The organism is Corynebacterium sp. HMSC05D08, from assembly GCF_001807215.1.
GTDB classification, from domain to species: Bacteria; Actinomycetota; Actinomycetes; order Mycobacteriales; family Mycobacteriaceae; genus Corynebacterium; species Corynebacterium striatum.
Genome location: NZ_KV788335.1, coordinates 12,656 through 24,979, shown reverse-complemented (window position 1 = coordinate 24,979; position 12,324 = coordinate 12,656). Strand labels below are relative to the sequence as shown.

The 12,324-nt window shown below is 59.3% G+C and carries 12 protein-coding genes; 5 read left to right on the top strand and 7 right to left on the bottom strand.

Annotation, left to right across the window (positions count from 1 at the left end; translation table 11 throughout):
• Positions 1 to 11 precede the first annotated feature (11 nt).
• The 4 genes from HMPREF3148_RS07045 to HMPREF3148_RS07030 all read right to left on the bottom strand — a co-directional run bounded on the left by HMPREF3148_RS07045 (position 12) and on the right by HMPREF3148_RS07030 (position 3,239).
• On the bottom strand, positions 12 to 1,316 hold the full coding sequence (locus HMPREF3148_RS07045; RefSeq protein WP_049151647.1) for a type II restriction enzyme: 1,305 nt from the start codon (positions 1,314 to 1,316) through the stop codon (positions 12 to 14).
• Positions 1,309 to 2,136 carry a DNA adenine methylase gene (locus HMPREF3148_RS07040; RefSeq protein ID WP_049147742.1) on the bottom strand — a complete coding sequence of 276 codons (828 nt, stop codon included), beginning with the start codon at positions 2,134 to 2,136 and terminating at the stop codon, positions 1,309 to 1,311. Before HMPREF3148_RS07040 ends, HMPREF3148_RS07045 begins: the two co-directional genes overlap by 8 nt.
• 107 nt (positions 2,137 to 2,243) lie before the next feature.
• Positions 2,244 to 2,507 carry a 30S ribosomal protein S20 gene (rpsT, locus tag HMPREF3148_RS07035; protein ID WP_005528335.1) on the bottom strand — a complete coding sequence of 88 codons (264 nt, stop codon included), beginning with the start codon at positions 2,505 to 2,507 and terminating at the stop codon, positions 2,244 to 2,246.
• A gap of 192 nt (positions 2,508 to 2,699) precedes the next feature.
• Positions 2,700 to 3,239, bottom strand: coding sequence for a type II toxin-antitoxin system PemK/MazF family toxin (locus HMPREF3148_RS07030; RefSeq protein ID WP_005528336.1), 540 nt, complete (start codon positions 3,237 to 3,239; stop codon positions 2,700 to 2,702).
• A gap of 18 nt (positions 3,240 to 3,257) precedes the next feature.
• Here HMPREF3148_RS07030 and lepA point away from each other — a divergent pair, with 18 nt between their 5' ends.
• Together lepA and HMPREF3148_RS07020 are read left to right on the top strand one after the other, a co-directional pair.
• Positions 3,258 to 5,108, top strand: coding sequence for a translation elongation factor 4 (gene lepA, locus HMPREF3148_RS07025; protein ID WP_005528339.1), 1,851 nt, complete (start codon positions 3,258 to 3,260; stop codon positions 5,106 to 5,108).
• A gap of 337 nt (positions 5,109 to 5,445) precedes the next feature.
• Positions 5,446 to 6,525 carry an HNH endonuclease signature motif containing protein gene (locus HMPREF3148_RS07020; protein ID WP_161798075.1) on the top strand — a complete coding sequence of 360 codons (1,080 nt, stop codon included), beginning with the start codon at positions 5,446 to 5,448 and terminating at the stop codon, positions 6,523 to 6,525.
• On the opposite strand, the gene HMPREF3148_RS13530 is transcribed toward HMPREF3148_RS07020, so the two are convergent.
• Positions 6,506 to 6,673, bottom strand: coding sequence for a hypothetical protein (locus HMPREF3148_RS13530; RefSeq protein WP_174775818.1), 168 nt, complete (start codon positions 6,671 to 6,673; stop codon positions 6,506 to 6,508). The two genes, HMPREF3148_RS07020 and HMPREF3148_RS13530, sit on opposite strands and share 20 nt — an antisense overlap.
• Positions 6,674 to 6,844: 171 nt before the next feature.
• Between HMPREF3148_RS13530 and HMPREF3148_RS07015 the strand changes: the two genes are divergently transcribed.
• Complete coding sequence (locus HMPREF3148_RS07015; protein WP_005528344.1) at positions 6,845 to 8,191, top strand: M20 metallopeptidase family protein; 1,347 nt, start codon at positions 6,845 to 6,847, stop codon at positions 8,189 to 8,191.
• Between the two features lie 116 nt (positions 8,192 to 8,307).
• Positions 8,308 to 8,499, top strand: coding sequence for a response regulator transcription factor (locus HMPREF3148_RS07010; protein WP_053084995.1), 192 nt, complete (start codon positions 8,308 to 8,310; stop codon positions 8,497 to 8,499).
• Here the strand turns inward: HMPREF3148_RS07010 and HMPREF3148_RS07005 are convergent.
• Positions 8,496 to 10,295, bottom strand: coding sequence for a BCCT family transporter (locus HMPREF3148_RS07005; RefSeq protein WP_129721104.1), 1,800 nt, complete (start codon positions 10,293 to 10,295; stop codon positions 8,496 to 8,498). The genes HMPREF3148_RS07010 and HMPREF3148_RS07005 overlap by 4 nt on opposite strands.
• A gap of 234 nt (positions 10,296 to 10,529) precedes the next feature.
• Between HMPREF3148_RS07005 and HMPREF3148_RS14145 the strand changes: the two genes are divergently transcribed.
• The gene (locus tag HMPREF3148_RS14145) at positions 10,530 to 10,664 is read left to right on the top strand and encodes a hypothetical protein (RefSeq protein WP_005528348.1); all 135 of its coding nucleotides are present in this window, start codon (positions 10,530 to 10,532) and stop codon (positions 10,662 to 10,664) included.
• On the opposite strand, the gene HMPREF3148_RS07000 is transcribed toward HMPREF3148_RS14145, so the two are convergent.
• On the bottom strand, positions 10,638 to 12,320 hold the full coding sequence (locus tag HMPREF3148_RS07000; RefSeq protein WP_049151650.1) for an FUSC family protein: 1,683 nt from the start codon (positions 12,318 to 12,320) through the stop codon (positions 10,638 to 10,640). The genes HMPREF3148_RS14145 and HMPREF3148_RS07000 overlap by 27 nt on opposite strands.
• Positions 12,321 to 12,324 lie beyond the last annotated feature (4 nt).

Sequence of the window (12,324 nt, the reverse complement as noted above, 5' to 3'; positions counted from 1 at the left end):
GACAGCGAAGGCTATACCAGCATCAATTGTTCTGGTGCGATGAGCTCCCAAATCCATTGCGACCACGCCGCGACTGTCGACGCCCTCCTCGGTAGCGTCGACCCCGTAAGCCCCAGGTCTGCTTCCTCCATGAGCGCCTGAGCTTCGGCCTTGGTGAGTGCGCGCTGCTGCTCCACGACTTCCCGAATGACGGCGTTGAACACCTGCCGCCGCGCGAGGGCATCCACCAGCACCAGATTGCGCTCGTCGCGCGAACCCGTCAGCGGGGTGCCTTCAACCACTCCGTCGTTTACCTCCATCAGGCCCAGGTAACGCCCGGCGTTCACGTAATAGTCCGCTTGGCGTGGCGTGAAGCCGAAGCGTTGCGGAATCTCTGCTTTGGCCACGGGCAGCATCTCCAGCAAGCTGACCACGCGCGCGAAAGAATCGGCTTGCGGGAACGGGATGCGCGGCTCGGGCTCGGGTTGTGTGCGGTGCGCAACGGCGCGCAGCGCAGAGCTTGTGACCTCCGAACCGCCAAGCACGTAGCGGGCGGAATCCTCCAGCTTTATACTGCGGAAGTCTGCCGGATTAGGAAAAGAATAACGGTACAAATGGAATACTCCGTTGGAATAGACCACGTACAGCGGCACCACTTCCTTGGCGAGTGCCTGGGAGAAGCGCCGGTACGGAAAATACAGCTGGCGGATGTTGAAGTCGGGCGAGATATGGTTCTTGGCCTCAACCAAGATGAGCCGCTCCGCGGATTCGAAGCCGCCGTCGATCTCCATCTGCGCACGGTCGACGTCCAGCTCCAAGTTCAGGTCAGCCAGGCGAATAGGCAGCTGCAGTGTGGACATGCGGCCCGTCACGGTGGGGTAGAGCTGCCCACCACCCACGAAGTCCGTGAGGATTCCGGACAGTGCCGCCGCATTGAGCATCACCGCCTCCGAGGTCAGGTTCTTAAAATCCAGCGACTCAATGCCGCTCGGAATGGGCAGCGACTTTAGTGGTGCGGCGTGCTCGGGAAACTTCTCATAGACATCGAAGCGGCCAATCAGGTACGCATCTCGGCGCACCGGCATGATGGATAAGCCGTGTTCCCGGAAGAACCAGGGCCGCGCCGCGGAGAAGTCGTGCTTGGCCATAAGCCGCGGCTCACGGCTGGACAGCGCCTTGATGCGCGCTGCTTCTACCACCACGAATCCGGTGCGCTCAAGCTGCTCGCGAACGGTGGGATCGCGGAAAACCTTGAGCCAGCCGACGTCGTTCAGCCCCAGCGTCTGTCCATCCGGAACCTCGAACTCCGCGCACAAGCTAGCCAGCTGCTCATCCATAGTTGCGCACCAGAACCTCGTCTACCTTGCCGCGCTTGCTCGCCACCGAATTGATGGAGCGGGTGGCCCCGACGATGTTTATCTCGTACTCGGAGTAGATCTCCTGAATGAAGTCCGTGGCCGAGTTCGAAAGCAGGAACTTCACGCCGGCGGCGTCGAGCTTATCGCAGACCCCCTTGAGACGCAGCTGATCCTCGCGGCCGAAGCCCCCGGACTGATACCCCGTGAAGTTGCTGGTGGGATTGACCGGATCATAGGGCGGATCGAAGTAGACAAAGTCGCCTTCCTTGGCGTCTTTCAAGATGGCCGCGTAGTCACCGGTATTGAAGGAAACCTTGTTGCTGTTCAAGTACTCGGAGACCGCACGTAGCGTTTCCTCATCACAAATGGCGGGGTTGGTGTAGCGGCCGAATGGCGAGTTGAACTGGCCGGCGTTGTTGACGCGGTACAGGCCGTTGTAGCAGGTCTTGTTGAGATAGACCGTTCGTGCGGCGCGCTCCGTGCGCGTCATGTGTGCAAAGGAGGAGTCACGGTCTTTGCTGCGCATCTCGTAGAAGAAGTCTTCCTCGTTGGGATAGGTCTGCAGCAGCTCGATGAGACCTGCGACATCGTCTCGGACCGTCTCGTAGACGTTGATGAGCTCCGTGTTGAGATCGTTGACCGTGGCCTTGTGCGGGGTCAGCGAAAACAGCACTGCGCCACCGCCAAGGAAAGGCTCAAAATATCCGTCGAATCCTTCTGCTGGGAGGGCAGCGTGGATCTCGGGCAGTAGCTGGCGTTTTCCACCGACCCACTTGAGCAAAGGCTTCACATTTTTCATAACGTTTGCCATAGTAGCGGGCCGCCCGGACATGGCCGACTATGTGTTCGAATAGATCGAAAAAAGGGACCCCACAAGGAGGTCCCTTCAATCAAAAGCGGTGTGTATTACGCCATCTTGTTGAAAGCGTTAGCCATACCGGACTTCTTGTTGGCAGCCGTGTTGCGGTGGAAGACACCCTTGGACACGGACTTGTCCAGAGCGCGGGAAGCGACGCGGAGCTGCTTCTCAGCTGCTTCCTTGTCACCAGCGGTGACAAGCTCGCGGAACTTGCGGATCTCGGTACGAACTGCGGAACGAACAGCCTTGTTACGCTGACGTGCCTTCTCGTTGGTGATGATGCGCTTCTTCTTGGACTTGATGTTTGCCATCTTTAATACCTCTTGGAAATCGAATGATTACATTGGGAAACCAACCCGCCGGACATGTCCCGCATGGCGCTCGGCGTTGATGTTCGATGAGCGGACCCAAGGTCCTGACCGCCCCGACCAACGCGCCCGGAAAGTAAGTAACTTCCAAAACCTAGCAGGAGCAGGAAGAAAAACCCAAATCAGACCCTGGACTTAGGACCAGTGGTAACGCGAGCGAAGGCGGTTGGCAATGCGCTCAAAACGGCGCTCCGGGAAGAGCGTGCCCTGGCGGCGGCATTCTTCCTCAGAAATCTCGAGGATTCTGTCGAGACGAACCCAACACTGGCGGCCTGATTCGTCCCATTCACCAGTGCCGATGTCGAGCCATTCCTCTTCGTGAGCATGGTTTGGGTTGGTGGAGATGAGCAGCCCCAGCACGGTGGTGCGGGTGCGGGAGACGATGAGGAGTGCGCGTTCGCGCGGCGGGGATTGCTTGCCGTCGGAGGGCGCCCAGACCCAGACGACCTCGCCAGAATCTGCTTGGCCGTCCATGTCGGGGGAGAAGCACACAGAGCGCGGATGGGAGTTGGTGCATTCGACGCGGATGCGGGCGGCTTTGCGGGGTTCGCGGTATTCGGCGGCGTTATTCATACCGAGACGCTCGGAGATGCGGGCTAGTCCGACGTCGACAGGCTCGCGTTCACCAATTCCGAGTGCCACCCGCAAGCGGGTGAGTGGGTTGCCGCTAGTCATGTCGTCTATTCTAAACCCATGTCTAAAAACTTTGCGGCCACTACGTTTACGAATCCAACCCAGATTCGAAACTTCTGCATTATCGCCCACATCGACCACGGCAAGTCGACGCTGGCTGACCGCATCCTGCAGTTTTCGCAGGTCGTTGACGCGCGTGACATGCGCGATCAGTACCTCGACAACATGGATATCGAGCGCGAGCGCGGCATTACCATTAAAGCACAGAACGTGCGTCTGCCGTGGATTCCGCGCACCGGAAAGCACGCGGGCGAAGAGATCGTCATGCAGATGATTGATACCCCGGGCCACGTGGACTTTACCTACGAGGTCTCCCGCGCGCTGGAGGCATGTGAGGGCGCAATTTTGCTTGTCGACGCCGCCCAAGGCATCGAGGCCCAAACCCTCGCCAACCTGTACCTGGCGATGGAAAATGACCTGGAGATCATCCCGGTCCTCAACAAGATTGACTTGCCGGCTGCGGACCCTGAGAAGTACGCGCTGGAGATTGCCCACATCATCGGCTGCGAGCCAGAAGAGGTTCTGCGCGTGTCCGGCAAGACTGGCGAAGGCGTGGAGGACCTGCTGGACAAGGTAGCTGAGCTGGTGCCGCCGCCTTCCACGGAGGCGCCTGATGACGCCCCTGCCCGCGCCATGATCTTCGACTCCGTCTACGACACCTACCGTGGCGTTGTCACCTACATCCGCATGATGGACGGCAAGCTCACCCCACGCCAGAAGGTCACCATGATGTCTACTGGCGCGAACCACGAGCTGCTCGAGGTGGGCATCGTGTCCCCGACGATGCAGAAGTGCGCCGGCCTGGGCCCGGGCGAGGTGGGCTACCTCATCACGGGCGTTAAGAACGTGCGCGAGACTAAGGTGGGCGACACCATTACCTGGGCGTCGAATGGTGCAACCGAGCCGCTTAAGGGCTATGCGGACCCGAAGCCAATGGTCTACTCCGGCTTGTTCCCGATTTCCCAAGCGGACTTCCCCGACTTGCGCGATGCGCTGGAGAAGCTGCAGCTTAACGACGCCTCCCTGACCTTTGAGCCAGAGACCTCCGTTGCTCTGGGCTTCGGCTTCCGCTGCGGTTTCCTGGGCCTGCTCCACATGGAAATCACCCGTGACCGCTTGGAGCGCGAGTTTGGCTTGGACCTGATTTCCACCGCGCCTTCCGTTACCTACCGCGTGGTTGCAGAAGACGGAACCGAGTCCCTCGTCCACAACCCTTCCGACTGGCCGGGCGGCAAGCTGCGCGAGGTCTACGAGCCAATCGTGAAGATGACCATCATCGTTCCTGAGCAGTTCGTGGGCTCCACCATGGAACTGTGTCAGTCCAAGCGCGGCCAGATGGGCGGCATGGACTACCTTTCTGAGGACCGCGTGGAGCTGCGCTACACGATGCCGTTGGGTGAAATCATCTTCGACTTCTTTGACATGCTGAAGTCCCGCACTAAGGGCTATGCTTCGCTGAACTATGAAGAGGCTGGGGAACAGCTATCTGATCTGGTCAAGGTGGATATTCTGCTCAACGGTGATCCGGTCGACGCCTTCTCTGCCATCGTTCACCGCGATTCGGCGCAGTGGTACGGCAACAAGATGACGAAGAAGCTTAAAGAGCTCATTCCGCGCCAGCAGTTCGAGGTCCCGGTCCAGGCAGCCATTGGCTCCAAGATCATTGCGCGTGAGAATATCCGCGCTATGCGCAAGGACGTCCTGGCGAAGTGCTACGGCGGCGATATCTCTCGTAAGCGTAAGCTGCTGGAAAAGCAGAAGGCTGGTAAGAAGCGCATGAAGTCCATCGGTTCGGTATCTGTTCCGCAGGAAGCATTCGTCGCAGCATTGTCGACCGATGGCGAGGGCTAAGGCCTAAGCCCAACAAAAAGACCCCAGGCTTGCCCCTGGGGTCTTTGCCATGGGTGGGGGAACTGGGCGTCGTCAAGCATGCTCTTTTTGGCTGAAACTTCCGGCGGGGGTAGGCGGGGGTAGTAGCTTTGTCGAACTGGCAAAAGCACCAATAGCGCCGTTTCTATTTTCGAAAATTCTTGCGGGCGTCCGGGGCGTTTTGTAGTTTGGGTGGCAAGCGGCTCGGAGGGGGAGTTGCGCAGCGAAAGCTGTTCTCAAAACTACGTTTAAGGAAAACTCGATGGACGGACCCTACTTCGCTCCACTAAATCCAAAGTGTGAGGTTGGGCGGTCATTTGTGGAAAGTAATCGCCTGACTTGGCGTGCCTTTAATGCAATTTTGCCGCAGCCTGACGAAGATGCTGAACTAGCGTTCGCAGATGTTTCGCGCAAGCTTGGCCTGACCTCCTACAAAGCGGAACATCTGTTCTACGGCTTCAAAAAGATCTCGTATCTGCCTAAACTACGTCACCTCAACAAACTGGACTGGTTCTTGGACTATGACCGGATCTTGGCCATCGGCAAGGCGCTGCAAGGTGTCGAGGAACGCATCTATCCGTTCGTGGATGATGCTCTCGAAGAGCTCTTCACCCCGCGCCGTCCGAATCAGCGCCTGCCCGAGGCCTCCCGTATTCGGAAGGTGATTTCTGAGGTTCTCGCCCTGCACTATTGCGTTGAAGGCGAAGATGAAGAAGATCGCGACCGCTACCGCATGGAGCGGTATGCCGGTCGTGGTGAAATCACCGCCAACCTTGATGCAGTTACCGCAGAAACCATTGACCGTCTAGTCCGTAAGCGCGCGGAGAAAGAGGGCATCTCCTTTGCCCGTGCGTTGGCGGCCACCATCCTTGATCCGATCGAGCAAAAGATCGTTATCAACGTTTTCCAGCAGGCTGATACCTCACTAGCCTTCGCTCCCGGATATGGGTATATCGACCCACCAGAGGGCGCCTCGACTCGAGAAATCGCGCCAGGTGAAACCGAGGGATACCGCCCTACTGAAGCAATTCGAGCGTTTGTTGAGGCGCGCGATGGAACGTGCCGAGGTCCAGGTTGTGACATGCCGGCTCACCTTACGCAGCTCGACCACCGAATTCCCTACGCGGATGGCGGAAAAACCTCGAGCGATAATTTGGTTTGCCTTTGCCAACGCTGCCACAACATCAAGACGGATGGTAGGGCGTTCTATGTCATGGACCCCGACACCGGAGTAGTTCTATGGTGCTGGGCAGACGGCACCTGGGAGAGCACCGTTCCGAAGGGGCTTCTCGTTCCCAACAATGCGAACTGGCGCCAGAGCGTGGCTGAACGAATGGGCGCCTGGGAAGCGAGAGGAGGGTTGCTTTCCTTCGATGACGCTACTGCAACGCCGGCTTAATTCCGTCCCATGTACGCTGCAGTTGCTGACCGAACATGGTCCACCCGTGGATTACTTTGTCCAGGTAGTCCGTGGTGTGCTCGATGCCTGCCTCCAAAAGGGAACCCGCAATCTGGTTAGTGATTGGATAGGTAGAGTAATCTGCCACCTCTTGGTCGGTGACCTCGCAGACCCTTCGGATGGGATGTGACGTCGTGCCGCGGCCTGGCTCCTCAGTGGGAGTCCGCCTGTTCGGACCTCCAGATGTCAGTTTGTGGTGCAGTTCATTGCAACTGGGTTCCATGTAGTGTCGATGGTCAAACCCGGGAAGGATTGATTCATGGAACCCATCAAGAAGAAGGCACCTCGCCAAGGCCAGCAGCTTCCACCGCTGCCAGTTACCGCTGCCAAGATTGGTGAGCGTCTTGCCAGTGAGGTGTTCTTAGAAGAAGGTCAAAAGCTCCTACCGCAGCTGCAGGAATTCCGGCGGGATATGCACCAGCACCCGGAAATTGGGCTCGAGCTTCCGCGGACGCAAAAGAAGGTCCTCGAGGCGCTCAAAGGCCTGCCGTTGGAGATCCAGGTCGGCCAGGATTTAAGCTCCGTGGTCGCGGTCCTTCGCGGCGGCAAGCGCGGCCCACGGCCGGTTTCGGTGCTGCTGCGCGCAGACATGGACGCGTTGCCGGTCCGTGAGCAGACGGGCGATCCTTTTGCTTCCACCAACGGCTTGATGCACGCGTGCGGCCACGACCTTCACACCGCGGGGCTCATCGGTGCAGTGAAGTTGCTGTGCGCGCAGAAGGAGCACTTGCTTGGCGACGTCACCTTCATGTTCCAGCCCGGCGAAGAAGGCCCCGGTGGTGCGCTCCCGATGATCGAAGAGGGCGTCCTCGATGCAGCGGGGCGTCGTCCGATTGCTGCTTATGGCCTGCATGTCGGTCCGCAGGATCGTGGCACTTTCCACCATATCTCCGGGCCCATGATGGCGTCATCGTCGAATCTGAAGATCACTGTCTATGGCAAGGGTGGCCATGGGTCGCGGCCGCACGATGCCATCGATCCCGTCGCAGCGCTGGGGGAGATTCAGATGGCCTTGCAGGTTGCACTGACTCGCCGCTTCGACGCTAACGAGCCGATCGTCATCACGGTGACTAATCTGCGCGCTGGCGACGGCGCCATTAATGTCATTCCTGATCACGCCATGCTCGGCGCCACAGTGCGCGTGCTGCGCGATGAAAAGATTGAGCAAGTGCGCCAGATGGTTGTGGAAGTGGCCAGTTCTGTCGCGGCGTCGCATAGATGCACCGCGAAGGTGGATTTCGAGGTTTTGTATTCCGCAACCAAAACCAACCCGCGCGAGAATCAATTCGCCGCGGCGCTGTGGGGTGGCATGTTCGGGGCGGAAAATGTCATTCCGATGGAAACGCCCATGATGGCCTCAGAGGACTTCGGAGACGTACTGGCGCAGGTACCTGGCACCTTCATGTGGTTTGGCACTGTCAATCCGGATACCCCGGAGCACCTGCGCGAGTGGAATCATTCGCCGCTGGTGAGGTTCGATGATTCGGTGCTCGGTGACCAAGCCGCAGCACTCGCCGCCGTCGCCTTTGAGCGCTTGGCTGCAGAAGACGCGCATCCTTCGCCGGCAACAAGAGTGATGCGCTCTGCGGTAGAGGGCCTTGAGTAGTACAAGATTGTCGAGATAACAATGCAGGTCAATGCGCTGAGCAGGGTTTGGCCCCACCCCACATTCTCAGCGTTAACGTCCATAGAGCCCAAGGCGCCAGCAGCAAAGAAGACAAAGTGATTGCTTGCGGCTTTTCTTATTTTGCTGCGCTATCTCAGCTGGTGGCGAAGGGGCTGGACAATAATGAAATCGCGGAGCAGCTTTATGTCTCTGTGGTCACGGTAAAGACGCACATTAAGCACATCTTGGAAAAGATTGGCGGCACGAACCGCGTTCACGTCGCGATTGCGGTGCTGGAGCAGCGCTAGCTTTCCTTGTCTTCGCCGGTGTAGCCGTCAGCCCAGGTGTCGGTCTCGAAGTCGTAGTCAACGTTCTCGCCGTCCTCGTCCGTGCGCTGATACCACTCGGTGTAGCGCTGCGCGGAGGAGTCGAAGTCGGAGCCCGCACCGCGGCCCTCCTCAGCATGCTCAATGGAAAGCTCGAAGTCGTCGCCGTGCTCCTCGATGCCGCGGACAACCGCGTTCTCCACAGCGGCACGGGCGTACTTGCGGCGAATGAACATCGGATCAGAACGCAGGTCCTTGATGAAGGCGACCATCATCACCAGCAGCACCACGCAGAAAGGAAGCGCGGAAAGAATAGTTAGGTTCTGCAGGCCGGAAAGCACGTCCTCGCCGCCGGTAAGCAGCATGACGATGGCGATGCCCATCATGCACAGACCCCAGAAGACCACCACTAGTTTGTTGGGCACAGGATCTCCCTTGGAGGACATTGTTCCCATGATGACGGAGGCAGAATCCGCGGAGGTGATGAAGAAGATGGCCAGCACGGCGAGCAGGATGAACGGGGTTACCTGGCTCAGTGGCAGGTTGTCGAACATGGTGAATAGCACCTGCTCGCCGGAGGCGGTTCCGTCGAAGCCTGGAACCTTTTCGCGGCTGAATTGAATCGAGGTTCCGCCGAAGACGGTAAAGGCCATGATGAGGATAAGCGTTGGCGCGAAGACGGTCACGGCGGTGAACTCACGGAGAGTACGTCCACGGGAGATGCGGGCAACGAACATGCCCACGAACGGCGTCCATGCAATCCACCATGCCCAGTAGAAGGCGGTCCAGTAGGACTGAAACTCGAAGGTTTCATCGCCCCAGGACAGGCCTTTGGCCATCATCGGCAGCAGCTGGTCGATGTAGGTGACGATGCCCGAGGGGATGAGGTTGAGCAGCAGCAAGGTTGGGCCGGCGAGGAAGACGAAGACCACGAGGCCCAGCGTGAGCGAGATATTGATGTTGGACAGGTAGCGCACGCCGCGGGAGACGCCGGAGACTGCGGAGATGATAAAACCACAGCCAAGTATCGCGATGATGACGATGAGCGCGGTATTGGTCAGCGGTCCGGCATCGCGAATGATGGACACTCCCTGGCCGATCTGAATCGCGGACACCCCGAGGGTGGCGGCCGTGCCGAAGAGGGTGGCGATGAGCGCGAGGACGTCGATTAGCTTGCCCAGTGGCCCATCAGTATCGCGGGAGCTGAACAGCGGCTTGAAGATTGAAGATATCAACGGGACGCGGCCGCGGCGGTAAGAGGAATAGGCAATTGCACCGCCTACCAATGCATAAGCGGCCCACGGGGAAAGACCCCAGTGGTAGTGTGCCTGGGCCATGGACTGGTGCAGAGCCTCAACCGTGTTGCCGTCAACGGTGTGCGGCGGCGGGGTGAGGTAGTGCGAAAGCGGCTCCGACGGGCCGTAGAAGAAGATACCCACACCGATGCCGGCGCCGAACATCATGGCCACCCAACTGAACCAGCCGAACTCGGGCTCTTCGTCATCGGTGCCGAGCTTGATGCGGCCGAGGCGGGACAGGCCCACGTAGGCCATGGTGACGATGGCCATCATCATGGTGATGTTGAGCAGCCAGCCGGTGTTGGTGATTGCCCACGAGAATGCGCTTGACGACGCCGCGGAGACCGACTCCGGGGATAAGATGCCCCAGATGATGAAGCTGACGACGGCGATTGCCGTCACGGAGAACAAGGCCTTATCAAGCCCGAACGTGTTGCGCTGGTTCTCAACGCCGATGCCTGGGACGAGACCGGGGTGCATGTCGTGGGGATAGAGGCCCACGGTGCGGGTTTCTGTGTTCGTATCTGTGTTCGTAGATGCAGGGGTACTCGGCGAATCGTTGATGGGAGAAGGCAAACTTTCCTAACTTGGCGGCACCTCAATGGGCCTGCCTTTTAGACATTGGCCCTCCATTGTTCAGGAGAAAAGGTGCAAGTGCCAACTTATCCGCTAGTATCAGGGAATCAGAGTTTCTAATGGATTGGATTGCCACGAATGCAACTGCCAAATTTTGATGATTCTTCGTACAACGTTGCAGACGCCGAGTTGCTATCGGCTTTTGAGGTCTTCGAGCGCATCGAAGAGCATGTGCTCGATAAATCTCTACTTTTCGAAGTCTATTCGCGCTAGGGATACCAGCGCGTTGATGTCACCCGGAACCTCGTCCGGGTGAATTGAGCAGTAATCCAAGATGAAATAGCCCGCATGCTGCAGGGCAAGGTGGCGCTGCCAGAACTCACCCACGTGTTGCGGGTGGTTGACTGCAATGGACTGGATGGAGCGGCGCTCAGAAAGCAGCTCGTACTGCAGGTCGCGGCGAGCAGCCAGGGACTCGTCGGGGGTCGAGAAAAGTAGTGCGCCCAGCAGGCTGGTGATTGCTTCCTGGCAGCGGACCTGCAGACGGTAGTGGTTGGTCAGCTGGGCACGCGGCTTCCAGAGCCAGAGCACCAGCAAGGAAAAGACCACCGACAGAGCGATCTCACAGATGCGGGAGAAAGCCGTGAACGCCAAGTGATCGGCCGTATGACCCATGAGCAGCGCCAGCGGCGTGGAGAAGATGACGCAGATGGCATAGTTCTTGACCACGAAGATCTCCGCGCAGAATTGGCAGGCAGCGAGCGCGAGCAGCAGCGTCCAGCTTTCTAAACCGAAGGACGCAATGAGGTAGAACACGCACACACCGAGCAGCGAGCCTACCATTCGCTGTAATCCGCGGATGGTGCCGGGCACGTGGTCCGGGCCCCACTGCAGAAGAAGCAGCACGGAAACTGCGCCCCAGTCCGGGCGGTCGAGGCCCAGTGCAAGGCCCACGAGCGTGGTGGCGATGGCCGCAAGCAGAATCTTCTCAACCGTCACCACCGCATGCGAGTTGCCCACCGACGCGCGGTAGATGCGGTAGCGCATCGTCGGCTTGGTGTGCGGGATGGCGGTGCGGTTTGGGTCGACGTAGGTCGGGGAGTCAGAAAGCTGATCCGAGTTGGCAGAGAGATCCAGTGACTGGTTGTGCTGCACGATGCGGTTCTGCGCGGCAAGGGCACGCTCCACGAGGTGGCCTTGTGCTGCTTGGATGACGCGGCCGCCGCGGACGATACCGGCGTCGGAAAGCGCTTGCCACGTATTCGCCAGCGCAGTCTGTGCCTGATGGTGGCGTGCCAAGACGTCGGTTGTGGAGTTCTCAAAGGCGGCAGTGGCCTTCTCTAGGGTCGCGACAGTGCGGGTCTCCGGACCGTGCGGGGAGTGGAAGCGAGGCAGCATGCCCAGGCAGTACGCAGCGATGACACCCGCAATGGACCAGGCAGCGACCTCAAAGGGGGTGATGTCGGTGCGCGCGAGCATGGTGGAGCCGCCGCCGACCATCACCACGAAGAAGGAACCCGGCGGCGGCAGGCGTAGCGCATTCTGCAGGAAGGCGCCGAGCGCGCCAATGGAAATAGCAAAGGCCGCAGACAGCAAAAGCCACCAGTGTCCGTGGCCCGGGGCGAAGACGAGCTCACCCACCAGCGAACCAACGGTAGCGGCCAAGGTAAGGAGCACACCCGCAGTGAGAATCACCCAACGGCGGGTGCGATAGGGGTGCCCCTCGCCGTAAATGACGGACATCGCGCCCGCGGTGACCAACAGCACGGCGTCGGGGTGGCCGGTGAGGATGGCGAGCGCGCCGGGAATGGCGATGGCGAGAGCAGCACGCATCGCGCCCGGCCAGCGAGTCACCGAAGAGTTGTAGGCGGTGAAAAGCTGTAGCGGGCGCGGGCGTTGCGGTAGGGGATGCTCAATCAATTCGCTCATATCG

Excerpts from the sequence above, each read along its gene's own strand:
- HMPREF3148_RS07045 (WP_049151647.1), bottom strand. The coding sequence starts at position 1,316 with ATGGATGAGCAGCTGGCTAGCTTGTGCGCGGAGTTCGAGGTTCCGGAT.
- HMPREF3148_RS07015 (WP_005528344.1), top strand. The coding sequence starts at position 6,845 with ATGGAACCCATCAAGAAGAAGGCACCTCGCCAAGGCCAGCAGCTTCCA.
- HMPREF3148_RS07000 (WP_049151650.1), bottom strand. The coding sequence starts at position 12,320 with ATGAGCGAATTGATTGAGCATCCCCTACCGCAACGCCCGCGCCCGCTA.
- rpsT (WP_005528335.1), bottom strand. The coding sequence starts at position 2,507 with ATGGCAAACATCAAGTCCAAGAAGAAGCGCATCATCACCAACGAGAAG.
- lepA (WP_005528339.1), top strand. The coding sequence starts at position 3,258 with ATGTCTAAAAACTTTGCGGCCACTACGTTTACGAATCCAACCCAGATT.
- HMPREF3148_RS14145 (WP_005528348.1), top strand. The coding sequence starts at position 10,530 with ATGCAACTGCCAAATTTTGATGATTCTTCGTACAACGTTGCAGACGCC.
- HMPREF3148_RS07040 (WP_049147742.1), bottom strand. The coding sequence starts at position 2,136 with ATGAAAAATGTGAAGCCTTTGCTCAAGTGGGTCGGTGGAAAACGCCAG.
- HMPREF3148_RS07005 (WP_129721104.1), bottom strand. The coding sequence starts at position 10,295 with ATGCACCCCGGTCTCGTCCCAGGCATCGGCGTTGAGAACCAGCGCAAC.
- HMPREF3148_RS07030 (WP_005528336.1), bottom strand. The coding sequence starts at position 3,239 with ATGACTAGCGGCAACCCACTCACCCGCTTGCGGGTGGCACTCGGAATT.